The 24,589-nt window shown below is 72.6% G+C and carries 23 protein-coding genes and 1 tRNA gene; 14 read left to right on the top strand and 10 right to left on the bottom strand.

The features are described from left to right. Positions 1–3: 3 nt before the first annotated feature. The 5 genes from E6R60_RS29705 to E6R60_RS29685 all read left to right on the top strand — a co-directional run bounded on the left by E6R60_RS29705 (position 4) and on the right by E6R60_RS29685 (position 6,614). Positions 4–1,740, top strand: a complete 1,737-nt coding sequence (locus tag E6R60_RS29705) for an ABC transporter permease subunit (protein WP_136329781.1) — start codon at positions 4–6, stop codon at positions 1,738–1,740. A gap of 40 nt (positions 1,741–1,780) precedes the next feature. Next, positions 1,781–2,185: a PPOX class F420-dependent oxidoreductase gene (locus tag E6R60_RS29700; protein ID WP_136329780.1), complete on the top strand. Its 405-nt coding sequence runs from the start codon at positions 1,781–1,783 to the stop codon at positions 2,183–2,185. Positions 2,186–2,297: 112 nt separating this feature from the next. Beyond that, the gene (gene cysS / locus E6R60_RS29695) at positions 2,298–3,701 is read left to right on the top strand and encodes a cysteine--tRNA ligase (RefSeq protein WP_136329779.1); all 1,404 of its coding nucleotides are present in this window, start codon (positions 2,298–2,300) and stop codon (positions 3,699–3,701) included. A gap of 83 nt (positions 3,702–3,784) precedes the next feature. Continuing rightward, a complete protein-coding gene (gene rlmB / locus E6R60_RS29690; RefSeq protein ID WP_136329778.1) occupies positions 3,785–4,741 on the top strand; it encodes a 23S rRNA (guanosine(2251)-2'-O)-methyltransferase RlmB in 957 nt (318 codons plus the stop codon). Positions 4,742–4,961: 220 nt separating this feature from the next. Next, positions 4,962–6,614: a DoxX family membrane protein gene (locus E6R60_RS29685; protein WP_240802727.1), complete on the top strand. Its 1,653-nt coding sequence runs from the start codon at positions 4,962–4,964 to the stop codon at positions 6,612–6,614. An 85-nt stretch (positions 6,615–6,699) separates the two neighbouring features. Here E6R60_RS29685 and E6R60_RS29680 read toward each other — a convergent pair whose 3' ends face one another. The 4 genes from E6R60_RS29680 to E6R60_RS29665 form a co-directional block, all read right to left on the bottom strand. Next, positions 6,700–7,410, bottom strand: coding sequence for a nucleotidyltransferase family protein (locus E6R60_RS29680; RefSeq protein ID WP_136329777.1), 711 nt, complete (start codon positions 7,408–7,410; stop codon positions 6,700–6,702). Between the two features lie 34 nt (positions 7,411–7,444). Beyond that, on the bottom strand, positions 7,445–7,858 hold the full coding sequence (locus E6R60_RS29675; protein ID WP_136329776.1) for a hypothetical protein: 414 nt from the start codon (positions 7,856–7,858) through the stop codon (positions 7,445–7,447). Between the two features lie 206 nt (positions 7,859–8,064). After that, positions 8,065–9,201, bottom strand: coding sequence for a sn-glycerol-3-phosphate ABC transporter ATP-binding protein UgpC (gene ugpC, locus E6R60_RS29670; RefSeq protein ID WP_136329775.1), 1,137 nt, complete (start codon positions 9,199–9,201; stop codon positions 8,065–8,067). Positions 9,202–9,555: 354 nt separating this feature from the next. Then, positions 9,556–10,956: an RNA-guided endonuclease TnpB family protein gene (locus E6R60_RS29665; RefSeq protein ID WP_136329774.1), complete on the bottom strand. Its 1,401-nt coding sequence runs from the start codon at positions 10,954–10,956 to the stop codon at positions 9,556–9,558. Between the two features lie 161 nt (positions 10,957–11,117). On the opposite strand from E6R60_RS29665, the gene E6R60_RS29660 reads away from it, so the two are divergent. Beyond that, positions 11,118–11,191: transfer RNA gene (locus E6R60_RS29660), tRNA-Thr, on the top strand. 56 nt (positions 11,192–11,247) lie between these two features. Here E6R60_RS29660 and E6R60_RS29655 read toward each other — a convergent pair. Next, positions 11,248–12,648 carry an FAD-dependent oxidoreductase gene (locus E6R60_RS29655; RefSeq protein ID WP_136329773.1) on the bottom strand — a complete coding sequence of 467 codons (1,401 nt, stop codon included), beginning with the start codon at positions 12,646–12,648 and terminating at the stop codon, positions 11,248–11,250. A 55-nt stretch (positions 12,649–12,703) separates the two neighbouring features. Continuing rightward, entirely contained in the window at positions 12,704–13,378 is a 675-nt protein-coding gene (locus tag E6R60_RS29650; RefSeq protein ID WP_136329772.1) for a rhomboid-like protein, read from the bottom strand. A 33-nt stretch (positions 13,379–13,411) separates the two neighbouring features. Here E6R60_RS29650 and E6R60_RS29645 point away from each other — a divergent pair, with 33 nt between their 5' ends. Together E6R60_RS29645 and E6R60_RS29640 are read left to right on the top strand one after the other, a co-directional pair. Next, positions 13,412–14,314: an aminoglycoside phosphotransferase family protein gene (locus E6R60_RS29645; protein WP_206309550.1), complete on the top strand. Its 903-nt coding sequence runs from the start codon at positions 13,412–13,414 to the stop codon at positions 14,312–14,314. Positions 14,315–14,353: 39 nt separating this feature from the next. Next, positions 14,354–14,824, top strand: coding sequence for a GNAT family N-acetyltransferase (locus tag E6R60_RS29640; RefSeq protein WP_136329770.1), 471 nt, complete (start codon positions 14,354–14,356; stop codon positions 14,822–14,824). Between the two features lie 70 nt (positions 14,825–14,894). Here the strand turns inward: E6R60_RS29640 and E6R60_RS29635 are convergent, their stop codons facing one another. After that, positions 14,895–16,064: an NAD(P)-binding protein gene (locus E6R60_RS29635; protein WP_136329769.1), complete on the bottom strand. Its 1,170-nt coding sequence runs from the start codon at positions 16,062–16,064 to the stop codon at positions 14,895–14,897. Positions 16,065–16,180: 116 nt separating this feature from the next. On the opposite strand from E6R60_RS29635, the gene E6R60_RS29630 reads away from it, so the two are divergent. After that, positions 16,181–16,882: a pentapeptide repeat-containing protein gene (locus tag E6R60_RS29630; RefSeq protein ID WP_206309549.1), complete on the top strand. Its 702-nt coding sequence runs from the start codon at positions 16,181–16,183 to the stop codon at positions 16,880–16,882. A 286-nt stretch (positions 16,883–17,168) separates the two neighbouring features. Here the strand turns inward: E6R60_RS29630 and E6R60_RS29625 are convergent, their stop codons facing one another. The 3 genes from E6R60_RS29625 to E6R60_RS29615 form a co-directional block, all read right to left on the bottom strand. Next, positions 17,169–17,666, bottom strand: a complete 498-nt coding sequence (locus tag E6R60_RS29625; protein ID WP_136329768.1) for a hypothetical protein — start codon at positions 17,664–17,666, stop codon at positions 17,169–17,171. 175 nt (positions 17,667–17,841) lie between these two features. Then, a complete protein-coding gene (locus tag E6R60_RS29620) occupies positions 17,842–18,480 on the bottom strand; it encodes a response regulator transcription factor (protein WP_136329767.1) in 639 nt (212 codons plus the stop codon). Further along, positions 18,477–19,874 (bottom strand): sensor histidine kinase, encoded by a 1,398-nt coding sequence (locus E6R60_RS29615; protein WP_240802726.1) that lies wholly within the window; start codon positions 19,872–19,874, stop codon positions 18,477–18,479. The genes E6R60_RS29620 and E6R60_RS29615 overlap by 4 nt, the downstream gene beginning before the upstream one ends. A gap of 176 nt (positions 19,875–20,050) precedes the next feature. On the opposite strand from E6R60_RS29615, the gene E6R60_RS29610 reads away from it, so the two are divergent. The 5 genes from E6R60_RS29610 to E6R60_RS29590 all read left to right on the top strand — a co-directional run bounded on the left by E6R60_RS29610 (position 20,051) and on the right by E6R60_RS29590 (position 24,512). Beyond that, positions 20,051–20,608: a heme-binding protein gene (locus E6R60_RS29610; RefSeq protein ID WP_136329766.1), complete on the top strand. Its 558-nt coding sequence runs from the start codon at positions 20,051–20,053 to the stop codon at positions 20,606–20,608. Positions 20,609–20,633: 25 nt separating this feature from the next. Beyond that, entirely contained in the window at positions 20,634–21,248 is a 615-nt protein-coding gene (locus tag E6R60_RS29605; protein WP_136329765.1) for an ankyrin repeat domain-containing protein, read from the top strand. Next, positions 21,245–21,454 carry a hypothetical protein gene (locus tag E6R60_RS29600; protein ID WP_136329764.1) on the top strand — a complete coding sequence of 70 codons (210 nt, stop codon included), beginning with the start codon at positions 21,245–21,247 and terminating at the stop codon, positions 21,452–21,454. Before E6R60_RS29605 ends, E6R60_RS29600 begins: the two co-directional genes overlap by 4 nt. A 290-nt stretch (positions 21,455–21,744) precedes the next feature. Further along, positions 21,745–22,917, top strand: a complete 1,173-nt coding sequence (locus tag E6R60_RS29595) for a Cmx/CmrA family chloramphenicol efflux MFS transporter (RefSeq protein WP_136329763.1) — start codon at positions 21,745–21,747, stop codon at positions 22,915–22,917. Positions 22,918–23,060: 143 nt separating this feature from the next. Beyond that, positions 23,061–24,512, top strand: coding sequence for a M1 family metallopeptidase (locus E6R60_RS29590; RefSeq protein ID WP_136329833.1), 1,452 nt, complete (start codon positions 23,061–23,063; stop codon positions 24,510–24,512). The last annotated feature ends 77 nt before the right edge of the window (positions 24,513–24,589 follow it).

The raw sequence follows: 24,589 nt of genomic DNA, 5'->3' as shown, positions 1-24,589 counted from the left end.
GCGGTGAGACACCTCGCCGGCCGGCTGACCGCGCTCCTCGCGGTCGTCGCCGCCATCGGCCTGCTGCCCCGGCTGACCCGCACCGACCCCGCCCTCACGATCCTGCGCGCCCGCTACGCCGACCGGCCGCCCACCCCGGAGACCCTCGACGCCATCCGCGCCGAGACCGGCCTCGACGGCAGCCCCCTGGACGCACTCGCCGACTGGCCGGCCCGGCTCCTGCGCGGCGACCTCGGCACCTCCTGGGTCTCCGGGCAGCCCGTCGCACCCGACGCGATATCCGCCCTCGGGGTCTCGCTGACCCTCATGGGCGCCTCCCTCGCCGTCAGCCTGCTCGTCGCGGCGGCCCTCGCCACCCCCACCCTGCGACGCGGGGCCCGGCACCGGAACGTGACCGCCGGGGCCGGCACCACCGCCGCCGTCCTCGCCGCACTCCCCGAATTCCTCATCGCCGCCGTCCTCGCCGCGGTCGTCGCCGTCCGGCTCGACCTGCTCCCCGCACTCGGCTGGGGCACCCCCGCACACGCCGTGCTGCCCGCCCTCGCCCTGGGCGTCCCCGCCGGCGCCCTCCTCGGCCGGCTCCTCGACGACGCACTGCCCGCCGCGTTCGCCGAACCCTGGGCCCGCGCCGCCTCCGCCGCCGGCCTCCCCGGACACCGCACCGCACGCCACGCCCTGCGCCGCACCCTGCCCGGCCTGATGCCCCAGCTCGGCCTGATCGTCGTCGGCCTCACCGGCGGAGCCGTCGCCGTCGAAACCCTCTACGCCATCCCCGGACTCGGGGGCACCGCCCTGGCCGCCGCCCTCGCCCAGGACCTCCCCGTCCTCCAGGGCTGCGTCCTGCTCCTGCTCCTCCTCGGCACGGCCGCCGGCCTCGCCGCCCGCCTCGCCTCCCGCACCCTGCTCGGCCCGGCCCTCGACGACGGCGCCCTGCCCGCACTCGTCCCGCCCGCCGCCCGCGCACGCCGGTCCCCGGCCGTCGGCGCCCCGCTCCTCGCCGCCCTCTTCGCCGCCGTGGTCCTCGCCGGACTCCTGCGGGATCCGCTCCACATCGACGCCGCCGCCCGCCTCGCCGGACCCTCCACGGCCCACCCCTTCGGCACGGACTCCCTCGGCCGCGACATCCTCGCCCGCCTCGCACACGGAGCGGCCCGCACCGTCCTGACCGCCGTCGCGGTATCCGCCGCCACCCTGCTCCTGGGCCTCGCCCTCGGAGCCGTACGGGCCGGAGCACTCACCGAGACCGCCAACGCCCTCCCCGCGATCCTCACCGGCCTCGTCGTCGCCGGCATCGCGGGCCCCGGCCCCTGGAGCGCCGCAGCGGCCGTCACCGCCGTCGCCTGGGCCCCCCTCGCCGCCCACACCGCCGCCCTGTACGCCCAGGAACGCGCCGCCCCGCACGTCGCGGCCGCCCGCGCGCTCGGCGCCGGACGGCTCCACCTGCTGCGGCGCCACGTGCTGCCCGGCGTCCTGCCGCCCGTCGCCCGCCACGCCGCCCTGCGCGTCCCCGCCCTCGCTCTGGCCCTCGCCTCCCTCGGCTTCCTCGGCCTCGGCGCCGCGCCGCCCTCACCCGAATGGGGGCGCATGCTCTCCGAAAACCTCCCTTACGCCGAACGCGCCCCCTGGTCCGTCCTCGCCCCCGCCACCGCCCTCGCAGTCCTCGGCGCCCTGGCCGCGCTCACCACAGCGGCCGTACGGGGCAGGAGTCCGCGGAAGACCACCGCGCCGGGATTGGGGTAGGTGTGGAAGCCCCACCGAACCGCTCAGGAGGACGTACGCCATGACCGCCGCACTCTCCCCCGAACTCAAGGCACTGCTCGACACCCCGGTCTTCGTCACGGTCGCCACCATCCAGCCCGACGGCAGCCCCCAGGTGTCCCCGGTCTGGGTGAAGCGGGACGGCGACGACGTCCTCATCTCCACCACCACCGGCCGCCGCAAGGAACAGAACCTCGCCCGCGACCCCCGCGTCTCCGTCGTCGTCCAGCCCTTCGACGCCCCGTACACCTACGCCGAGATCCGCGGCACCGCCACCCTCACCACCGACGGCGGCCAGGAACTCATCGACGAGCTGTCCCTGAAGTACACCGGCAAGCGCTACGCCGACTTCAACCCCGCCTCCGGCGACGACGACCCCCGCGTCGTGGTCCGGATCACGCCCCGCAAGGTCGTCGGACGCCTCTGAACCCCCGGGACGATCACCGCTCACGGCCCCGGCCCGCCCGGAGCCGTAACAACTGGCACGCAATACCCCAACGGGTCGCTGGGCACTGGTGCGCGCCCACTACCCTTGAGGCGTGACTATTCGCCTGTACGACACCAGCGCCCGGCAGATCCGTGACTTCGTCCCGCTCACAGCGGGCTGCGTCTCGATCTACCTCTGTGGCGCGACCGTCCAGGCCGCCCCGCACATCGGGCACATCAGGTCCGGGCTGAACTTCGACATCATGCGCCGCTGGTTCGAGTACCGCGGCTACGACGTGACGTTCGTCCGGAACGTCACCGACATCGACGACAAGATCATCAAGAAGTCGGCCGAACAGGGCCGCCCCTGGTGGGCCATCGGCTACGAGAACGAGCGCGCGTTCAACGACGGTTACGCCGCGCTCGGCTGCCTGCCGCCCACCTACGAGCCCCGCGCCACCGGCCACGTCCCCGAGATGATCGAGATGATGCGCGGCCTCATCGAGCGCGGACACGCCTACGCGGCCGACGGCAACGTCTACTTCGACGTCCGCTCCTTCCCCGGCTACCTGGAACTCTCCAACCAGGACCTCGACGACCTGCGCCAGCCCTCCGGTGACAACGAGACCGGCAAGCGCGACAAGCGCGACTTCGCGATGTGGAAGGCGTCCAAGCCCGGCGAGCCCAGCTGGGAGACCCCCTGGGGGCGCGGCCGCCCCGGCTGGCACCTCGAATGCTCCGCCATGGCGCACAAGTACCTCGGCACCGCCTTCGACGTCCACGGCGGCGGCATCGACCTGATCTTCCCCCACCACGAGAACGAGATCGCCCAGGCCAAGGCCTACGGCGACGACTTCGCGAAGTACTGGGTGCACAACGGCTGGGTCACCATGGCCGGCGAGAAGATGTCGAAGTCGCTCGGCAACTCCGTCCTCGTCGCCGACATGGTCAGGGCCTGGCGCCCCATCGTGCTGCGCTACTACCTCGGCACCCCGCACTACCGGTCCATGATCGAGTACAGCGAGGAAGCCCTGCGCGAGGCCGAATCCGCGTTCGCCCGCATCGAGGGCTTCGTCCAGCGCGTCACCGAGAAGGCCGGCGAGACCGTCGCCCCCGCCGCCGAGGTGCCGCCCGCCTTCGCCGAGGCCATGGACGACGACCTGGGCGTCCCGCAGGCCCTCGCGATCGTCCACACCACCGTCCGCCAGGGCAACTCCGCCCTCGCCGCCGACGACAAGGAAGCCGCCGTCGCACGCCTCGCCGAGGTCCGTGCCATGCTCGGCGTCCTCGGCCTCGACCCGCTCGACGAACACTGGGCGGCCGAGAGCGACCGCGGCGACGACCTCCACGGCGTCGTCGACACCCTCGTACGCCTCGTCCTCGACCAGCGGCAGTCGGCCCGCGACCGCAAGGACTGGACCGCCGCCGACGCCATCCGCGACCAGCTCAACCAGTCCGGGCTCGTCATCGAGGACAGCCCCACCGGACCACGGTGGACACTCGGCCCGCGCCAGTAGTCCTCCCACGTGCCGCCCGGCCCCCCGGGCGGCACACTTTCACTTATACGTACGCACGTCTGAAGCAACGAAACAGGTAGGTCATGGCCGGGAACAGCCAGCGCAGGAACCGCCGCACGTCCAACAAGAAGGGCATGCAGGTCGGCAGCGGTGGCCAGCGTCGCCGTGCCCTCGAAGGCAGGGGGCCGACGCCGCCCGCCGAGGCCCGCAAGAAGCACAAGAAGAACCGCATCGCGACCGCCAAGGCCAAGCAGGCCGCCAACCGCCGCCCCGCCCCCCGGCGCGGCGGCGTCAAGGGCACCTCCGAGATGGTCGTCGGCCGCAACCCGGTCTTCGAGGCCCTGCGCGACGGCGTGCCCGCCACCACGCTCTACGTCCAGCAGTACATCGACAACGACGAGCGCGTCCGCGAGGCCCTCCAGCTCGCCGGCGAACGCGGCAACATCAACCTGATGGAAGCCCCGCGCCCCGAGCTCGACCGCATGACGAACGGCCTCAACCACCAGGGCCTCGTCCTCCAGGTCCCGCCGTACGAGTACGCGGACCCGCAGGACCTCACCGCCGCCGCCTACGACAACGGCGAGGACCCGCTCATCGTCGCCCTCGACGGCGTCACCGACCCCCGCAACCTCGGCGCCATCGTCCGCTCCGTCTCCGCCTTCGGCGGCCACGGCGTCGTCGTGCCCGAGCGCCGCGCCGCCGGCATGACCGCCGGAGCCTGGAAGTCCTCCGCCGGCACCGCCGCGCGCACGCCTGTCTCACGGGTCACCAACCTGACCCGCGCGCTGGAGGCGTACAAGAAGGAAGGCATCGCGATCGTCGGCCTCGCCGCCGACGGCGAGCACACCGTCGAGGACCTCGAAGCCCTCGGCGGCCCCGTCGTCATCGTCATCGGCAGCGAGGGCAAGGGCCTCGGCCGCCTCGTCGGCGAGACCTGCGACTACCGCGTGCGCATCTCGATGCCGGGCGGCGCCGAATCCCTCAACGCCGGTGTCGCCGCGGGCATCGTGATGTACGAGGTCGCGCGCCGGCGCGCCTGATCCGGTACGGGGCGGGGGCCCGCGCCCCGGCGCGCAGAACCACCCGCGAGGGCGGCGTCCGACGGAGGAGACTCCACCGGACGCCGCCCTCCCCAGGCCCCGTCCGGGGGCGCGTCCCGCGCACGCGCGCGCCCCGCCGCACCCCGCCACCACCTGTTGACGGGCCTCGGACACTTCGGCACCGTCAAGGCAGTGTCCTAAACACACATCACTCGGTTAGATGAGTGTGGACACCAGAACGCCTCGGTTCGACGAACAACCCGCCCTGAGCATGGCCAAGGTGGACTGCGACCCCGCGCAGGTCATCGTCAACCACGCCAGCTTCCGGGTGCAGCTCGCCCCCGGCCAGCGCAGCCGGCTGCGCGGTGTGGCACCCGCCGGAGCACCCAGGATCCCCGCCATGGGCGGCGCCGGAGCCGGGCGCGGCCGACGCGCCCCCGTCGTGTGGAGCGGCAAGTCCGCCCCCGGCGACCCGGGCGCCGGCGGACTCCTCCAGGCCGTACGGAACTCCACCGCGGCCCGCCCCGACACCGCCTACGACCCCTACGAGCCGTACGCCTCCTACGAGTTCGACAGCGGGAACGACGGCACCGGCACCCAGCTCGTCCCGCGCCTCGAAGAGACGCAGCCCAACCCCGTCATCACCGCGCCGCCCCCGCGCCGCCCCGGCGGACCGCTGCTGCCCCCGATGCGCCAGGCCGTCGGCGCCTACGACCAGGTCGAGCCCGGCCGCCACGACTCCGACACGTACGACTCCGACGCGTACGACGGCGACGACTACGACGGCGACGACATCACGGACACCCGCGAGCGGCGCTCCGGCGACAGCGTCCGGCACGCGTACTACCCGGGCCGCCGCATGAACCTCGGCGTCGTCCTCCTGCCCCTGCGCGTGTTCCTCGGCTTCATCTCCATCTACGCCGGCATGGGCAAACTCTGCGACCCCGTCTACTTCGACGGCGGCGACCGCGGCTCCATGGTGAAGTGGCTGACCTCGCTCCACCCCTGGGCACTCGCGGAGCCCCTGCGCGACTTCGCCCTCTCCCACCCCGTCGGCGCCGGCCTCACCATCGCCTTCCTCCAGGTCGTCGTCGGCGTCCTCACCGTCCTCGGCCTGTGGCAGCGCGTCGCCGCCTCCATCGGGGCTCTCCTGTCCGCCGCCCTCCTGGTCACCGTCAGCTGGCGCACCGTCGCCGTCTACGACGCGCCCGACATCATCTACCTCGCCGCCTGGAGCCCCCTGATCATCGCGGGCGCCCCCGTCTACTCCGTCGACGGACGCCTCGCGGGCGAGGCCTGGCGGAAGCTCGGCCCCCGCTCCGAGATCTGGGACCTCCGCCGCCGCGTCCTGCGCCGCGGTGCCATCGTCGCCACCGTCGTCGTCGGTACGACCCTGCTCATCGGCTCCGTGCTCGGCGGCGCCGTCCGCTCCTCCGAAGTCGTCACCGTCCCCGGACCGGACGGCATCCCGACCAACCAGCTTCCCGGCTCCCCGCTCCCTGAGCAGTCCCGCAGCGGCAAGGCCTCCCACCACACCCCGAGCGGACAGCGCCCCACCCCCTCCCGCACCACCGCGCCCCGCACTCCCTCCGCCGAGACGTCTTCCACCCCGGCCACGGGAGGCGTCCGTGAGACGGGCCAGGCCGCCGGCGCCGGACAGCCCAGCCAGACCCAGGGCACCCGACAGAGCACCCCGCGCCGGACCACGCCCCAACAGCCCCCCGCCAGCAGCAGCTCCGGCCCCAGCTCGTCCGGCCCCACCGGCGGATCCACCACCGGCGGCACGGATCCCGGCACCGGCTCCACGGGCGGCACCGGCGGCGGGGACGGCGGGGGCGGCGGTCGCAACCCCATCGGCGGCCTCCTCGGCTGACAGCACCACGCCAGACGGAAGGGGCGGGCCCCGGAGACTTCTCCGGGGCCCGCCCCTTCTTCCGCCTCACGCGCCGTGCGCCGGCCTAATGCCCGTCCAGCTCCTTCGCCGCCTCCGTCAGGTCCTTCGCCGTGTCGATGGCCCGCCAGTACGCCCCGTGCGGCAACGGATACCCGGCCAGCCTGCGCTCGCGCGCCAGCCTCGGGAACGTCGTCCGCTCATGGTCGCCCCGGTCCGGCAGCATCGTCGTGAACGCCGGAGAGAAGACGTACACACCCGCGTTGATCAGATACGGCGACGGCGGGGACTCGATGAAGTCCGTGATGTGCCCGAACGCGTCCGTCTCCACCGCACCCCACGGAATGCGCGGCCGGGCCAGCGCCAGCGTCGCCGTCGCATCGCGCTCCGCATGGAACGCGGCCATCTCGCGCAACGAGAAACGGGACCAGATATCGCCGTTGGTGGCGTACCAGGGCTCCCCGGGATCGGGCAGCCGGGCCGCCGCGTACTTCAGCCCGCCGCCACGGCCCAGCGGTTCGGACTCCACCACCGTCGTCACCCGCAGCGGCAGCACCGCCGCGTCCAGCCACTCCTGCAGCACCTCGGCGAGGTGCCCGCACGACACCACGGCATCGGTGACGCCCTCGGCGGCCAGCCAGGCAAGCTGATGGCCGATGATCGGCGTCCCGGTACCCGGGATCTCGACCATCGGCTTGGGGCGGTCATCGGTGTACGGGCGCAGCCGTGACCCCTGGCCACCCGCCAGGATCACGGCCTGCGTCGGAAACGTATGCATGCCAGGCACGATATGCCGTGCCCGGCCGGGTCGGTCAGCTGAACTGCGCGACACCCGAGGCGAACGACGTGTCGCAGACCGGGCGGGAGAAGCGGTGCGCGCGCGTCGGGCCGTACTGCGCGACCGCCGCCTTGCCCAGCGCCTTCGCGATCGACATGCAGTGCCGCGCCAGCGACGGGCGCCCCTCCACGGCGCGCTGGAGATCCGTCAGCGCGACGCCGGGGTCCTTCTCCTGGAGTTCCAGGAGAAGCTTGTCGCGCAGGATGTCCTGCGGGGCGCGCGGCTTGGCGCGCTGGGAGACGGTCTGGGCCGACGCGGTGAGGATCGTCGACTCGGAGTTGTCAGCTGCCCACGGCACGGCGGTGACCGCGAGGGTCCCGGACAGGACCATGACGACAGGCAGTACGAAAGCGAGAGTTCGGCCGATACGGCGCGCGGTGTGGGTCACGCAGCGAGCGTAGCGGCCGGTGATGATTCGGCGACATTACGTCACTCTCGCGAGGGATCGTTCGAGTGTGCTTTTCGAATCCCGTGTTGACGCCGCGGAGTGAAATGCCCGTTGTGCCGGGGAATCCGGCCTGGTCGCGCAAACCCCCGGACGCGCGGTGGCCCCGCACGCGGAACGTGCGGGGCCACCGTACAGCTGGTGAGCGATCAGTCGGTGAGACGCTCGCCGGTCGACGTGGCGAAGACGTGCAGCTCGTCCGGGCGGGGCACGACGTGGAGCTTGGTGCCCTTCTCCGGGACGGCACGGCCGCCGACGCGGACGACCAGGTCCTTGTGCTCGCCGCCGACCTCGGCCGCACCGTAGACGAAGCCGTCGGCGCCGAGCTCCTCGACGACGTTGACCGAGACGGCCAGGCCGGCCGGGGCGTCGGCGGAGTCCTTGGTGAGGGTCTTCGCGGCGGCGCCGCCGTGCTCGACGATGTCGAAGTGCTCGGGGCGGATGCCGACCGTGACGGTGCGGTCGCCGCGGTTCGCGGCGGCGGTGAGCGCCTCGCGGGAGACCGGGACGACGCTGTTGCCGAACTTCACGCCGCCGTCGGTGATCGGGACCTCGACCAGGTTCATGGCCGGGGAGCCGATGAAGCCGGCGACGAAGAGGTTCGCGGGGCGGTCGTACATGTTGCGCGGCGAGTCGACCTGCTGGAGGAGGCCGTCCCTGAGGACCGCGACGCGGTCGCCCATGGTGAGGGCCTCGACCTGGTCGTGGGTGACGTACACGGTCGTGATGCCCAGACGGCGCTGGAGCGAGGCGATCTGCGTACGGGTGGAGACACGGAGCTTGGCGTCGAGGTTCGACAGCGGCTCGTCCATGAGGAAGACCTGCGGCTCACGCACGATGGCACGGCCCATCGCCACACGCTGACGCTGACCACCGGAGAGCGCCTTGGGCTTGCGGTCCAGGTAGTCGGTGAGGTCCAGCATCTTGGCGGCCTCTTCGACCTTCGCGCGGATCTCGGTCTTGTTGATACCGGCGATCTTCAGCGCGAAGCCCATGTTGTCCGCGACGGACATGTGCGGGTAGAGCGCGTAGTTCTGGAACACCATGGCGATGTCCCGGTCCTTCGGCGGCAGGTGCGTGACGTCGCGGTCACCGATGCGGATGGCGCCGCCGTTGACGTCCTCGAGACCCGCGAGCATGCGCAGGGAGGTCGACTTGCCACAACCGGAGGGACCGACGAGGACGAGGAACTCACCGTCCGCGATGTCGATCTCGAGCTGGTCGACGGCCGGCTTCGTGGAGCCGGGGTAGACGCGGGACGCCTTGTCGAACGTGACACTGGCCATGCTGAATCTTCTCCTCAACCGGCAGGAACGTGCCGGACGATCCGTTGTAAAGGGAGTGGTCTGGTCCACCTGGGTGAACCTTCAGCGACGCTACCTGGCGGTTCGGGATCTGTCAGTAGTTCCCGGGGGAGCAAAATCTCGCAGCAGTCAGTCGGGTGTGGTCGGGACAGCGACTCGCTCGCCCCTGGGGCAGAGCACCGCACTTTTGACCCTTGTCACTGTTGTGACACTTCCTGCTTCCACGCCCCTGCCGTCTCGGCACACCCCTGAGGGGTGGACCGGGCCGGTCTTATGCGGGCTCCACAGGCATGACGGCCGACGGCCCGTCGGTCCGTACCGCAGTCCTTCACTTCTTCATGCAGCCAGCAGTACGTCTGCCGGCTCCGATGCCTTGATCACAGACGGAGGCCTCCGCCCCGGCGGGAGCGCGGAGGCCACCAGCCAGTACAGCCGCATGCCTTCCTCCTGAAGGTTCCGCGCCGCATTCACGTCCCGGTCGTGCACAGCGCCGCACTCAGCGCACGTCCACTCACGTACCGACACATCGAGCGACGGCCCCTTCGCGTGACAGCCGGAACACCGACGCGTCGACGGAAAGAAGCGGTCCACGATCACCAGCGTTCGCCCGTACCAGACGCACTTGTAGCGGAGCTGCCGAAGCAGCTCACCCCAGGCCGCGTCGATGATCGACCGGCTCAGCCGGGCTTTGCGCCGACGTCCCTTGCCCACAGCCGGGCGGAGCAGATTCATGATGGCCAGGTCTTCCACCACGAGCACTTGGTTCTCGCGCACGAGGCGGGTGGTCAGCTGGTCCAGCGTGTCTCTGCGCACGTCGCTGATCAGCGCGTACAGACGAGCGATGCGCTGTCGGGCCTTCTCCCGGTTCTTGGAGCCCTTCGTCTTGCGATGCAGCCCTCGCTGCAGCCGCGCGAGTTCCCTTTCGTACTTCTTCAGCAGGCGTGGGTGATCCACCTTCGTTCCGTCGTCCAGCGTTACCAGCGCGGCCAGTCCCAGATCGATCCCCACCGCTTTCGGCGCCCGTTCGCCCGGTACGAAGGCGGCGGGCAGCGGCTCGATCCGTTCCTCCACCAGCACAGCGAGGAAATAGCGGCCCGCACGGTCCCGTGTCACTGACACCCGCACCGGTTCGGCTCCGGCCGGCAAGGGCCGCGACCACCGCACGTCCAACGGCACCGTCTGCATGGCCAGCGTGACCAGCCCCGTACCGGGCAGCTCCGGATTCTCCGCCCACCGGAAGCCAGTCCGGACGTATGTCGCCGAATCCCGCGAGCGGTGCTTCGTCTTCCGCTGCGGATGTTTCGCCAGCTGCTTGAAGAACCGTGTGAACGCACCGTCCAGATGCCGCAACGACTGCTGCAGCACCGTCGACGACACCTCACGCAACCACGATGTCTCCGACGACTGCCGCCACCCCGTCAATGCCCGGCACGACTCGGCGAACCCCACCGAAACCCGATGACGCTCCCATGCCCCCACCCGGAGCTCCAGCCCTTCGTTGTAGACCCAGCGACAGGCTCCGAAGGTCTTCTCCAACTGCTCGGCCTGCGACGGTGTCGGGTAAAAGCGGTACCGGTACACGCGCTGCTGCGTGTCGGGCGCCTTGGCCCGGCCCTTCATGGCGGTCGCCGCCCGACCGTGGTGCTTCTTGCGGTCGGCGATACCCAGTGCCTCGCGCTTGATCCGCTTGGCCTCGTCGCCGTTCACGCGTGTCGGCTGGTCTGCGAGGTCCTTCATGCTTCCTTTCCCCGACTGTCCGATATCCGGATCAGTACGTCAGTGTTTTTAACGCACGGGTGCTCGGACGGTTACGGGGCGGGAGGAACTTCCTGGATCGGCGAGTGGGGCGCTGTGTAGAGTGAGGGCTCGCGCGCGTGCTTGCTTCAACCGCGTGTGTTGCCGCCTTAGCTCAGTTGGCTAGAGCAATTGATTTGTAATCAATAGGTCGTCGGTTCGAGTCCGACAGGCGGCTCGAAGTCCCAGTTCAGCGTATTGCTGACCTGGGACTTCTTCTGTTCCCGACCCCGCTCAGCCCCGCCCGGACAGCCGGTCCGCGATCTTCGCGATGCCGTCCGTGGCGGGGCGTGGCGAGGTGCGTTCCCGGCGGTCGGCGGCCCGGTAGGCGGCGTACATGCCGTGGACGCCGAGCCAGCGCAGGGGTTCGGGTTCCCAGCGGCGGACGCGGTGGTTGACCCAGGGGAGGGCGGTCAGTTCGGTGGGGCCGGACTGGCCGGAGTCCTGCTGGATCAGGTCGCGCAGGGTGCGGGCGGCGAGGTTGGTGGTGGCGACGCCGGAGCCGACGTAGCCGCCGGCCCAGCCGAGGCCGGTGGAGCGGTCGAGGGTGACGGTGGCGCACCAGTCGCGGGGGACGCCGAGGACGCCGGACCAGGCGTGGTCGATGCGGGCGCCGGCGGTGGTGGGGAAGAGGCGGATGAGGAGTTCGCGCAGGGCCTCGATGGTGGCGGGCTGGGTCCGGCCGTCGTTGTCGGTGGCGGAGCCGTAGCGGTAGGGGACACCGCGGCCGCCGAGGGCGATGCGGTCGTCGGCGGTGCGCTGGGCGTACATGTAGGCGTGGGCCATGTCGCCGAGGGTTTCGCGGCCGTCCCAGCCGAGGGTCTCCCAGACGGAGGCGGGGAGGGGCTCGGTGGCGATCATGGAGGAGTTCATGGGGAGCCAGGTGCGCTTCTGGCCCTTGAGTCCGGCGGTGAAGCCCTCGGTGCAGCGCAGGATGTAGGGGGCGCGGACGGTGCCGTAGGGCGTGACGGCGTGCTTGGGCCTGATCTCGGTGACGGGGGTCGACTCGTGGATCGTGACGCCGAGCGCTTCCACGGCGTCGGCGAGGCCGGTGACGAGTTTCGCGGGGTGGAGTCGGGCGCCGTGCGGGGTCCAGGTGGAGCCGACGGCGCCGCTGACGCGGACGCGTTCGGCGGTCTCGCGGGCGCCGTGCAGGGTGCGGTCGGTCTCGCCGAAGGCGATCTCGACGGCGTGGAAGTCCTTGAGGCGGGCGAGTTGGGCCGGGGTGCAGGCCACTTCGAGGACGCCGCCCCGGTGGATGTCGGCGTCGATCTTCTCCTCGGCGGCGACGCGGACGACCTCGTCGACGGTGTCGTTCATCGCCTTCTGGAGGCGGACGGCGGCGTCGTGGCCGTGGAGTTTCGCGTAGCGGTCGCGGCCGGCGACGCCGTTGTAGAGCCAGCCGCCGTTGCGTCCGGAGGCGCCGTAACCGCAGAACTTGGCTTCCAGCACGGTGATGTTGAGGAAGGGGACGGCCTTCTTGAGGTAGTACGCCGTCCAGAGTCCGGTGTATCCGCCGCCGACGATGCAGACGTCGGCGGTGCTGTCGCCGGGCAGGGGTTCGCGGGGGGCCGGGGTGCCCTGGTGCGCGTACCAGAAGGATATGCCGCCGTTGACGGTGCTGACGGTGCTCATGTTGCCCCTGCTTGTCCGTGTGGCCGGGTGGCTGTGTGGCTGTTGTGGCGGGAGGTTACTGGGCGGGGGTGGGTTTCGTCTCGGGGCGGGTGCGGGTCAGGGGGTAGCAGGCGAGACCGATCAGTACGCCGGTGAAGTGGCCGATGTCGGTGAAGGTCGCGCCGGTGACGAGGGGGACGGCGTAGATGACGAGGACGGCGAAGAGGTAGACGTACCGCCAGGGGTGCGCGATGTAGTAGGTGAGGACGGCGACGACTCCGGCGAGTGAGTAACTGACGCCCACATCGAGGGTGTTGACGGCGGTCTCCTGGGCGTGGCCGTGCTGGATGGCCCACGCGAGGACCCCTTCGCTGACGAGGGTGGCGAGGACGTGGGCGGCGGCGACGACGATGAACCAGCGCAGGGTGCCGAGGCGGCGTTCGGCGGGGGCGTGGAAGACGGTGTAGAGGAGGGCGTAGGGCAGCCATTTCCCGCTGTCGATCCAGAAGGCGCTGCTGATGAGGACGCGGACCGGGTTCTGGGAGAGCTCGTGGATGTTGGTGGAGCGCTGGCGGAGGAATTCCTCCTCGAACGCGGGTGACATCTGGTGGACGATGACCGTGGTGACGAAGAGCGCGGTCAGCCAGAGGTACGTGCCGGGGGCGCTGCGGATCCATGAGCCGGCGCTGCGGATCCACGCGGCGGGTGCGGGGCGGGGCCGTGTGGGCGGGGCGGGATGGCTCGGGGTCATAGCCGATTGACGCACGCTCCTAGGATCGGCGGCGTGATTGACATTCCGGATGCGCTGATCGCCACACAGTCCAGGTACAACGGCGAGGCCGGCCGGGCGTTCATCGCCGCGCTGCCGGGGATGGCGGCGGACTTCCTGGGGCGCTGGGGCCTGGCCCGGGACGGTGATCCTCTCTACGGGGTGTGCGCGCTGGTCCTTCCGGTGGTGCGGGAGGCGGACGGGCGCCGGGCGGTGCTGAAGTTGCAGCCGGTGGATGGGGAGACGGCGGGGGAGCCGGTCGCGCTGCGGGTGTGGGGGGAGGCGTCGGCGGGTGCGGTGGAGCTGTGGGAGCACGACGCGGCGACGGGGGCGATGCTGCTGGAACGCCTCGACGGGCGGCGTGCGCTGTCCGGGGTGGCGGACGTGTGGCAGGCCGTGCGGGTGGTCGCCGAGCTGCTGGCGGGTCTGACGGCGGTGCGGGCTCCGGAGGGGTGCGGTCTGCGAGGGCTGGGGGAGGTCGCGGCGCGGGTGGTGGGGGCGGCGTCCGGGGTGGCGGACTCGCTGGCCGACGAGGCGGAGCGGCGGCTGGTGCGGGACTGCGCGGCGGCGGTGCGGGAGGTGGCGGGTGAGCCGGGGGACCGGTTGCTGCACTGGGATCTGCATTTCGGCAATGTGCTGGCGGGCCGCGGCGGGCAGTGGGTGGCGATCGATCCGAAGCCGCTGGCCGGCGATCCGGGGTTCGAGCTGTTGCCGGCGCTGGTCGACCGGTTCGACGCGGCGGGGGTGGGGCGGCGGTTCGATCTGCTGACGGAGGCGCTCGGCCTGGACCGGGGGCGTGCGCGGGCGTGGACGCTGGGGCGGGTGCTGCAGAACGCGTGCTGGGGCGCCGAGATGGGTGAGCGGCGGCTGGCGCCGGAGCAGGCCGAGGTGGCTCGGCTGTTGCTGGGGCGGGGGTAGCGCGCGGGCGGGCAGAAGGGTGCTGTTTACGCTGCTTCCATGATTCGTCACGCTACCGCTGCAGATGTCCCTGCCATTCACGGGATGGTCCGGGAACTGGCCGACTACGAGAAGGCTCTGGACGAGGTCAGGGCCACGGAGGCGCAGCTGCACGAGGCGCTGTTCGGTGAGCGCCCTGCGGCCTACGCGCACATTGCCGAGACGGACGACGGCGAGATCGTCGGATTCGCCCTGTGGTTCCTCAACTTCTCGACGTGGCGCGGGGTGCACGGGATCTACCTGGAGGACCTGTACGTGCGTCCGGAGTCCCGTGGCGGCGGGCACGGGAAGGCGCTGCTCACGGAGCTGGCGCGGATCTGTGTGGAGCGTGGTTACGAGCGTCTGGAGTGGTCGGTGCTGGACTGGAACGCCCCGTCCATCGCCTTCTACGAGTCGCTGGGCGCGCGGCCGCAGGACGAGTGGACGGTGTACCGGCTGACGGACGGGGCGCTGGCGGAGCTCGGCGGGTGACGGACGGGGGTGGGCGGAGCTCTGCGGGTGACGGACGGCGCTGGCGGAGCTCGGCGGCCGACCTGCGGGTTCACGGGGTGACGGTGGCGCGGGCGCCGAGGGCGAGGAGGGCCGCCTCGATGCCGCTGGTGAAGGACACCTCGCTGAGGAGGCCGGGGGCCGCGACCTGGTCCCCGGCGAGGTAGACGCCGTCGCCGCGGTCGATGGCGGGGCGGTCGCGCCAGGTGGTGCCGGGGTGGTCGACGGCACCGGTACGGCCGGAGGCGAGGGAGTCGCGGCGCCACACGGTGCGGTCGCGCCAGCCGGGGAATCCCAGGTCGAGGAGGGCCTCGGCGCGGGTGGCGCCGGCGGCCCGGGCCTCGTCGGGGGCCACGGGGAACTGGCCCTGGACGAGTTGTTCGCCGGCGGGGGCGAGGGTGCGGTCCTGGGCGGTGAAGCGTTCGATCCAGCCGGGTGCGTCGAGGTCGGAGACGGCGAACGCGTCGCCGCGGCGGGTGCGAACGGCCAGGTCGACGAGGGCGGTACGGCCGGAGGGCCAGGTGAGGGCGGGGTCGCCGAGCAGGGTGCGGGCGGCGTCGAGCGAGGTGGCGACGACGACCGGACCGGTGCGGGCGAGGGTGGCGAGGCCGGCCGGTTCGATGCGGGACGTGGTCTCGATGCGGACGCCGAGGTTCCAGGCGCGGGAGGCCATCCGGTCGATGATCCGGTACCAGCCGCCGACGGGGTAGCGGGCCTCGGGGGGCAGGGCGGCGGCGCGTCGGAGCCGTTCCTGGACGAAGGCGGCGGAGAGGCTGCCGGGGTCGTGGTGGTAGAGCGCGACGGCGGCGTAGTGCGCGGCGGCGCGGGCGCCCTCCTCGCCCACCTGTGTGACGGCCCATGCGTGGAAGTCGGCGTCGACCGGTGCCCGGGCGGCGTCACGGCGGCTGAGGCGCAGGACGGCGAGCGGCGGGGTGCGGCGCAGGGCGCCGTGGTGGCGGAAGCGGAGGCGATGGGCTTCGAGGGGTGGCACGGTGACGGTGTCGCCGAGCAGGTTGCGCCGGTGGAGCCAGGTCCAGTGGGGGCCGTGGCGGTAGAGGGCGTGCGGGCCGTGGTTCGTGCGGTAGGGGCCCTCGGCGGTTCTGGCCCGTCCGCCGAGGGTGTGGTGGGCCTCGTGGACGGTTGTCCGGGCGCCGGATTCGGCTGCGGTGATCGCCGCCGTGAAGCCGGCGAGGCCGCCGCCCACGATGTGGATGCGCTGCATGGTCCCGGTCTCCTTCGGTTCCGTTGGAGGTGTCTCTGGTGACGGGACGGCCGGCGGGGGCCGGGATGTGACATCGGCGGCGGGCGTTGTCAGTGGCGTGCGTCACGATGGGGGGCATGGTGCGCAGCGGCGGTAGTGGTGGCGGTACGGGCAGGGGCGGCAAGGGCGGTGTCGCCGAGGCCCGGCGGCCGGAGGTGCGGCTGCCGCCGCTGGTGGCGTTCGAGGGGGGCGGCCTGGAGCCGGACGGGGACTACGACGGCCTGCGGTTCGACGCGGTGGACCTGGCGGACGCGTCCGGTCCGGGCGCCCGGTTCATGGACTGCGCTCTCGACGGCTGCGCCCTGGACCGTACGGATCTGGTCAGGGCCCGGTTCATCGACTCCGTGCTGACGGGGGTACGGGGGGTGGGCACCGATCTCGCTGAGGTGTCGTTGCGCGATGTGGAGATCGTGGACGCGCGGCTGGGCGGGGTGCAGATGCACGGGGCGGTCCTGGAGCGGGTCCTGGTCCGGGGCGGGAAGATCGACTACCTCAATCTGCGCAAGGCCCGCCTGAAGGACGTGGTGTTCGAGGGGTGTGTGCTCTCGGAGCCGGATTTCGGGGGCGCGCATTTGGCCCGGGTGGAGTTCCGGGACTGTGTGCTGAAGCGGGCCGATTTCAGTGCGGTGCGGATGGAGGCGGTGGATCTGCGGACGGTCGCCGAGCTGGACATCGCGCGGGGTGTGGAGCGGCTGGCGGGTGCGGTGATCAGCCCGTCACAGCTGATGGAGCTGGCTCCGGCGTTCGCGGCGCAGATCGGGGTGCGGGTGGAGGCGTGAGGGGGGTGCACCTCGGGGCGGGGACGGGCGCCTAAGTCCCGGGGGGTGCGGGGGTCCCGGTGGCCTAGGGGGCGGCCCGGTCGGAGGCGGGTGAGGCCCGAATCCGGGGGCGGCGCTACCGGTCGGAGGGCTCGGGGGCGCGGGGCGTCCAGGTCCGGGGGCAGCCCGGTCAGGCGCGGGCGAGCGCCCCGGCTCCGGGTGCAGCCCGGCCGGACGGGGGATGCCTGAATCCGGGCGCGCCCCGGTCAAGGGCGGGCGGGCGCCCCGGCTCCGGGGGCGGGACCGGTCAGAGGCGGGGGAAGCGGGACTGGAGGTCCCAGATGGTGGGGTTGTCGGCGAGGCCTTCGTGCATGTCGGCGAGGTCGGCGATCAGGTCGTGCAGGAAGTCGCGGGCCTCGCGGCGCAGCAGGGAGTGGCTGAAGGTGAGGGGCGGTTCCTCGGCGGGCATCCAGTCGGCTTCGACGTCGACCCAGCCGAACCGGCGCTCGAAGAGCATGCGGTCGGAGGACTCGGTGAAGTCGAGTTCGGCGAACTGGCGGCGGTGCGAGCGATTGCCTCGGGGGTCCTGGTCGATCTTTTCGACGATGTCGCACAGCGCCCAGGCGAAGTCGAGCACCGGCACCCATCCCCAGGCTGTGGATACCTCGCGGTCCTCCTTGGTGTCCGCGAGGTAGACGTCCCCGGAGAACAGATCGTGGCGCAGCGCGTGGACGTCCGCTCGGCGGTAGTCGGTCTGCGGGGGATCGGGGAAGCGTCGGGAGAGGGAGTAGCCGATGTCGAGCACGGTTCGATGGTGTCATGCCCGGCGGACCGCTCCCGCCTCAGCGGATGCGGAGGCGGGGCCGTGGGCGGACGACGGGCCCCGCCGAGTGATCCCGCCCAGCGGGCCGGGGGGCCCGGAGGCGCGTGCGCCGGGCGGAGCCGTGGCGCGGGTGGGGCGCGCGGGGTAGGGCGGGGTGTCAGGGCAGCAGGCGTTGTTCCTTGGCCACGGACACCGCACCGGCGCGGGTGTCGACGCCGAGCTTGTCGTAGATGCGGCCCAGGTGCGTCTTGACGGTGGCCTCGCTGATGAAGAGGGCGCGGGCGATGTCGCGGTTGCCGAGGCCCTGCGAGAGCTGGCCCAGGATGTCGCGTTCGCGGTCGGTGAGCGCCGGCCGGGGTGTGCGTATGCGGGCCATGACGCGGCTGGCGACGGGCGGGGACAGGGTGGTTCGGCCCTGGGCGGCGGAGCGGATCGCGGCGAAGAGTTCCTCGGGGCGCTCCGCCTTCAACAGGTAGCCGGTGGCGCCCGCCTCGATGGCCCGGGTGATGTCGGCGTCGGTGTCGTACGTGGTGAGGACGAGGACGTGGACGCCGTCGGTTCCGGCCACGATGCGGCGGGTCGTTTCGACGCCGTCGATGCCCTCGCCCAGCTGGAGGTCCATCAGGACGACGTCGGGGGTCAGTTTGGCGGCCAGGGCGACGGCCTCCTCGCCGCTGCCCGCCTCGCCGACGACCTCGATGTCGGGCTCGCTGCCGAGGAGGGCGAGGAGCCCGGCGCGGACGACCGCGTGGTCGTCGCAGAGCAGGATCCGGACGGGCGGGGGCGCGGTCGTCATGCGGGGTCCTCTGGGGTGAGGGGGGTGCCGGAGCCGGCGGGTGTGCCGGGCAACGGGGTGCCGGCGCCCGCCGGCAGGTCGGTGAGCGGGGCCGCCGGGCCGCCGGGACCGCCCGGTGCGGCGGGGACGGCGGTGACGGGGACGGCGGCGGTCACCACGGTGCCCTCGCCGGGAGCGGACTCGATGGCCAGGGTGCCGCCGAGCTGCCGGAGCCGGGCGCGCATCGCGGGCAGCCCGTGTCCGCGCACCCCGGCCGGCGGTGCGGTGCCGGTGGCGGGGGTGAAGCCGTGGCCGTTGTCCGCGATGTCGAGGACGGTCCGGTCGTCGAGGTGGGTGAGGGTCAGGGCGGCCTCGGAGGCGCCCGCGTGCTCGGTGACGTTGGCCAGGGCGCCCTGGGCGATCCGCAGCAGGGCGGACTGAACGCGGTCGGGCAGGGCGGCGTGCGGTGTGCCCTCGACGTGGCAGCGGACGGTGAGCCGGCCCTGCGCCTGCACGGTCTCGCGGGCGGCGAGGGCGTGCAGCGCCGCCTCCAGGCCGCCGCCCTCGGCGAGGTCGGCGGGGGCCAGGTCGTGGACGAAGCGGCGGGCCTCGGCGAGGTTGTGTTCCGCGATGCCGGTGGCGGTGCGGACGTGGCGGCGGGCCGTCGCCGGGTCGGTGTCCCAGGTGCGGTCGGCGGCCTGGAGCAGCATCTGCTGACTGGACAGGCCCTGGGCGAGCGTGTCGTGGATCTCCATGGAGAGCCGCTGGCGTTCGGCGAGGGTTCCTTCGCGCCGTTCGGTCGCGGCCAGTTCGCGGCGGGTGCGCAGCAGGTCGTCGATGAGTTCGTCCTGGGTGGCGGCCTGGCGTTGCATGTGGACGAAGACGGCGGTCGCGACGGCGGCGACGGCCGGCGGGGCGAGGACCAGGTTCGGGTCGAAGCCGTCGGCCAGCCGCAGTTGCGCCGCGACGACGAACAGCGTCAGCAGCGCGACGAGCGCGAGCGCGGCCCGCGGCGGCAGGATGCGCAGCCCGGTGTAGAAGAGCGGGACCGCGCACCAGGCGAAGCTCGGCGCGAGGACGACCAGCACCATCCACACGGCGACCAGCACCCCGAGCCAGGCCAGGCTCCGCGGTGTCGGCCGGGAGCCGAGGACGGGCCCGAGCAGGTACAGCGCGGCCAGGGCCACGGACAGGCCGATGATCCACGGGGTGCGTGTCTCGCCCGGGTGCCGCAGCAGGAACCGGGTCAGCGAGGCGCCCAGCAGCAGGAAGAACGCGGCGTGCATGAGCAGCGCGAGTCCTCGGGCGCCGGGGTCGCCGACCTGTCCGGCGCCGGACGGCGAGGGGCTTCGCCGCTTCGCCTCGTACCTCTGCTCCACCTCGTACTCCTGCTCCTGACCTGCGCGGACCTTCATCGTCGCCCCGAACGGGCGGCCCCGCATCAACCGATCGGCTGATGGGGCCGTCAGCCGTTCAGCGCGAGGCGTCGAGCCGGTACGACGACCGTAGGGGCCCGGACCCGGCCCGAGGATGGAAGACGGAACGAGGCAACCAGCCCACCACCACCCCACACCGCACCAAGGAGCCCGCCATGAAGAAGATGTCGCTGCGCACCCGCGTCCTGACCGGTGCCGTCGCCGCCGCCGCCCTCGGGGCCGGTACCTTCGGCGCCGTGTCCGCCAGCGCCTCCGCCCCGGCCGCCGCGCCCGCCACCACCGTCAAGGCGGACACCGCGAACGGCAACCTCCAGCAGACCACGCACCTGACCGTGGACGCCGCCACGAAGGCCGCGCAGGCCGCCCTCGACGCCGCGGCGAAGGAGAACCAGCGCGTCGCCGTCTCGGTCGTCGACCGCAACGGCAACACCATCGTGACGCTGCGCGGTGACGGCTCCGGCCCGCAGGCGTACGAGTCGGCCGAGAAGAAGGCGTACACCGCCGTCTCCTGGAACGCCCCGACCTCGGTCCTGGCCGGGCGGCTCGCCCAGGCCCCGAACCTGAAGGACATCCCCGGCACCCTGTTCCTCGCGGGCGGGGCCCCGGTCCAGGTCAAGGGCGCTCCGGTGGCGGGCATCGGTGTGGCCGGCGCGCCCAGCGGGGACCTCGACGAGAAGTTCGCCCGGGCCGGCGTCGCCGCCCTCGCGAAGTAGTCGCACCGACGGACGGGAGACGGGTATGAAGGCCCTCGACCAGCACCTGCTCGACGCCGCACGCACCGGCGACACCGATGCCGTGCAGAGGGCGGTCGAGGGCGGCGCCCGGGTGGACGTCCGTGACGAGGAACTGCGCACCCCGCTGCTCCTGGCCGTCCACGGCGGCCATGTGGAGGCCGCCCGGCTGCTCGTCGCGGCGGGCGCGGACCCCGACGCGCAGGACAGCCGGGAGGAGAGCCCCTGGCTGGCCACCGGTGTGACGGGCAGCGTCGCGATGCTCCACGTCCTGCTGCCGGCCGGGCCGGACCTGAAGCTCCGCAACCGGTTCGGCGGCATCGCACTGATCCCGGCGAGCGAGCGCGGCCACGTCGGTTACGTACGGGAGCTGCTCCGGGTCACCGACATCGACGTCGACCACGTCAACCGGCTGGGCTGGACGGCCCTGCTGGAGGCGGTGATCCTCGGCGACGGCGGGCGGGCGCACCAGGAGATCGTCGGACTGCTGCTGGCCGCCGGGGCGACACCGGGGCTGCCGGACGGCGACGGCGTCACGGCCCTGGCGCACGCGCAACGCCGTGGCTTCGTGGAGATCGCCGCTCTGCTGCGGGAGGCCGCGGACCGCCGGGACGGCCCGTGACCGCCCGCCGTGTCGCGCCGGTGCTCGAGGCGCTCGCCGCCGGGGCGGCGCCGGCCGGCTGCGCCACGGAGCCCGCGGACACGCCGGACAGCCCGGCCGCCGCACGGAGCGCTCCGTCACGCCGCTCGTCGTCCGCGCCGGACGCCCCGTCGGCGGCGGCGCGGCTCGTCGTCCGCGGCGGGGAGAAAGCCCCGTCAGACATCTGAGAGGGCGAACAGGCCCAGCTGCCGGGGAACACGACGGCGGTGAAACGGACCGGCGCGTGCGCGAAACCGGGGTGCTTCGCCGGGGACCGGTCGGGTAGCGTGCGGCGCATGTCGAGCCCTGAGGCAGCCAAGGCGGGGGCTTTCGGTCACGCCGTCAGCTCCCTGAACCACTGAGTTCGAAGTCCCTGTCGTCCCGCCGCGTTCCGCGGCCGGACGCGTGCGCCCGTGGGCGCTGACTGCGGTGACGAGACGTCTTCCTGTCGTGCTTCTCCTCGTCCCGGAGCCTTTCGATGCCTCTCCCGCTGTATCTGCTCGCCCTGGTGGTCTTCGCCATGGGCACCTCGGAATTCATGATCGCCGGTCTCTTGCCGGACATCGCCTCCGACCTCGACGTGTCCGTCGGGGCCGCGGGCACCCTCACCTCGGCCTTCGCGATCGGGATGATCGTCGGCGCCCCCCTCGTGGCCGCACTCGCCCGGAACAGGCCGGGGCGGAGCAGCCTCCCGGGCTTCGTCCTCGTGTTCTCGGCAGCGCACGTCGTGGGCGCCCTCACCACGAGTTTCGCGGTCCTGTTCGCGACCCGCGTCGTCGCCGCGGTGGCGAACGCGGGGTTCCTCGCCATCGCCCTGACCACCGCCGCCGGGCTGGTTCTCCCCGACAGGAAGGGACGTGCGCTGGCGGTCCTGCTGTCCGGCACGACGGTGGCCACGGTCGCCGGGGTCCCGGGGGGATCCCTGCTCGGCACGATGCTCGGCTGGCGGGCCACCTTCTGGGCTGTCGCCGTCCTCTGCCTGCCCGCAGCCCTCGGCATCCTCAGGGGACTCCCCACCCGTCCGGGACAGCCGCACGCAGCCGACGCACGGGCCCTGCGGTCGGAGATCGCGCAGCTCAAGCGCCCGCGGCTGCTCCTGGTCATGCTGCTCGCCGCGCTGATCAACGCGGCGACCTTCGGCAGCTTCACCTTTCTGGCGCCCCTCGTCACCGACGCCGGACTGGCCCGGCCGTGGATCTCGGTCGCGCTGGTGGTCTTCGGGGCCGGTTCCTTCGTCGGTGTCACTCTCGCCGGACGGTTCTCGGACCAGCGCCCCGGTCCGGTCATCGCGGTCGGCGGCCCCCTGCTGCTCATCGGCTGGCCGGCTCTCGCCGTACTCGCCGAAACGCCGATCGCTCTGTTCGCCCTCGTACTGGTGCAGGGCGCGCTGTCCTTCGCGGTGGGCAGCACGTTGATCACGCGGGTCCTTTACGAGGCGGCAGGAGCCCCCACGATGTCCGGGGCGTACGCCACGGCGGCACTCAATGTCGGGGCCGCCGCCGGCCCTCTCGTCGCCGCGGCCACCCTCGGCACGGTCGGGAACCGTGGGCCACTGTGGGCCAGCGGGCTCCTCGTCCTGCTCGCGCTGCTCGCCGCCCTCGCCTTCCGCGAAGTGATGGCACCTGCTCGGAGTCGCGAGGTGCTCCAGTGAATCCGCGCCCTGACGGGGGAGCGGCCGCCGGGCATCGCGGTGCTCTGACGGCCGGAGCCGCCGTGTCCGGTCCCGGAGCCCGCGGAGTCCGACATTCCGCACATAGGATCACCGGTGTGGATCACCGACCCCCGGCACACGGCATGCCCAGCGACACGGCGAGCGGCACCGCACCCACCACCGCACACGCCCCCCGCCGAACGGCCGGGGCCGCCGCGCTGCTTCTCGCCCTCGCCGTCCTCGCCCCCGCCTGCACGGCCGACACCGGCGCGGTGGAGGGCACACCCGGCGCCTCCGGGGTCCGTGATCCTTACTTCCCCAAGCTCGGCAACGGCGGCTACGACGTGACGCACTACGACCTCACGCTCGACGTCGACCCGGACGAGCAGACCCTGCGCGGGACCGCCGTGATCACCGCGCGGGCCACCCAGGACCTGAGTTCGTTCAACCTCGACCTCGCCGGCCTGACCGTGGATTCGGCGACCGTGGAGGGGCGTCCGGCCGCCGTCAACCGGGCGGGAAACGAGCTGACGCTGCGGACGGACGCGAAGGTCGAGGACCGGCTCCACAAGGGCGAGACGTTCCGCACGGTCGTGCGCTACTCCGGCTCCCCGAAGACCATCACCGATGCCGACGAGTCCGAGGAGGGCTGGCTGCCCACCGACGACGGCGCGCTCGCCCTCGGGGAGCCGGCCGGCTCGATGGCCTGGTTCCCGGGCAATCACCACCCGGGCGACAAGGCCGCGTACGACCTGGAGGTCACCGTCCCCAAGGGGCTGACGGCGGTCTCCAACGGGGTGCCCGCCGGACCGCCGACGACGGCGGGGGAGCGCACCACCTACCGCTGGCACACGGCCGAACCGATGGCGAGCTACCTCGCGACCCTGGCTGTCGGCCGGTTCACCACGAAGGCCTCGACGATGGCGGGCGGGATCACGGTGTTCACCGCCGTGGACCCGCAATCGGCGAAGGCGAGCGCGCGGACGCTGGCCCGGGTCCCCGAGGTGGTGGCGTGGGAGGCGGAGCACTTCGGTCCGTACCCGTTCTCCGTGACGGGCGCGATCATCGACCGCAAGGACGACGCCGGGTACGCGCTGGAGACGCAGAACCGGCCGTTCTTCCCGGGGCCGCCGGACATGGACCTGCTGGTCCACGAGATGGCGCACCAGTGGTTCGGCGACTCGGTCACGCCCGCGACCTGGCGCGACATGTGGCTCAACGAGGGCCTGGCGACCTACGCGCAGTGGCTGTGGGCCGAGGAGAAGGAGGACGTCCCGGCCCGGGAGTCGTTCGACGAGGCGTACGAGGACGAGGACAACTGGGCGTTCCCGCCCGCCGATCCGCCGAGCGCGGCGGACATCTCGGAGTCGCCGGTGTACGGACGCGGGGCCATGGTCATCCACAAGATCCGCGAAGTGGTCGATGACGACGAGGACTTCTTCGCGCTGCTCGCCGGCTGGACGAAGGCGCACCGGCACGGCAACGCCTCGACGGCGGACTTCACCGCGTACGTGGAGGAGGAGACCGGCGAGGACCTGTCGGACCTGTGGAAGAACTGGCTGTACGGCAGCAGCCGGCCGGCCGCGGACGACTGACCGGCTGCGTTCGCCTTGTGGAGCCTGCCGGCCGAGGGACGACCGGCCGGCTCAGAGCGCCGTCGTGCGGAGCCGGC

The organism is Streptomyces sp. A0642, from assembly GCF_004795105.1.
Lineage (GTDB): Bacteria > Actinomycetota > Actinomycetes > Streptomycetales > Streptomycetaceae > Streptomyces.
This window is presented reverse-complemented; position numbering and strand designations above follow the sequence as displayed.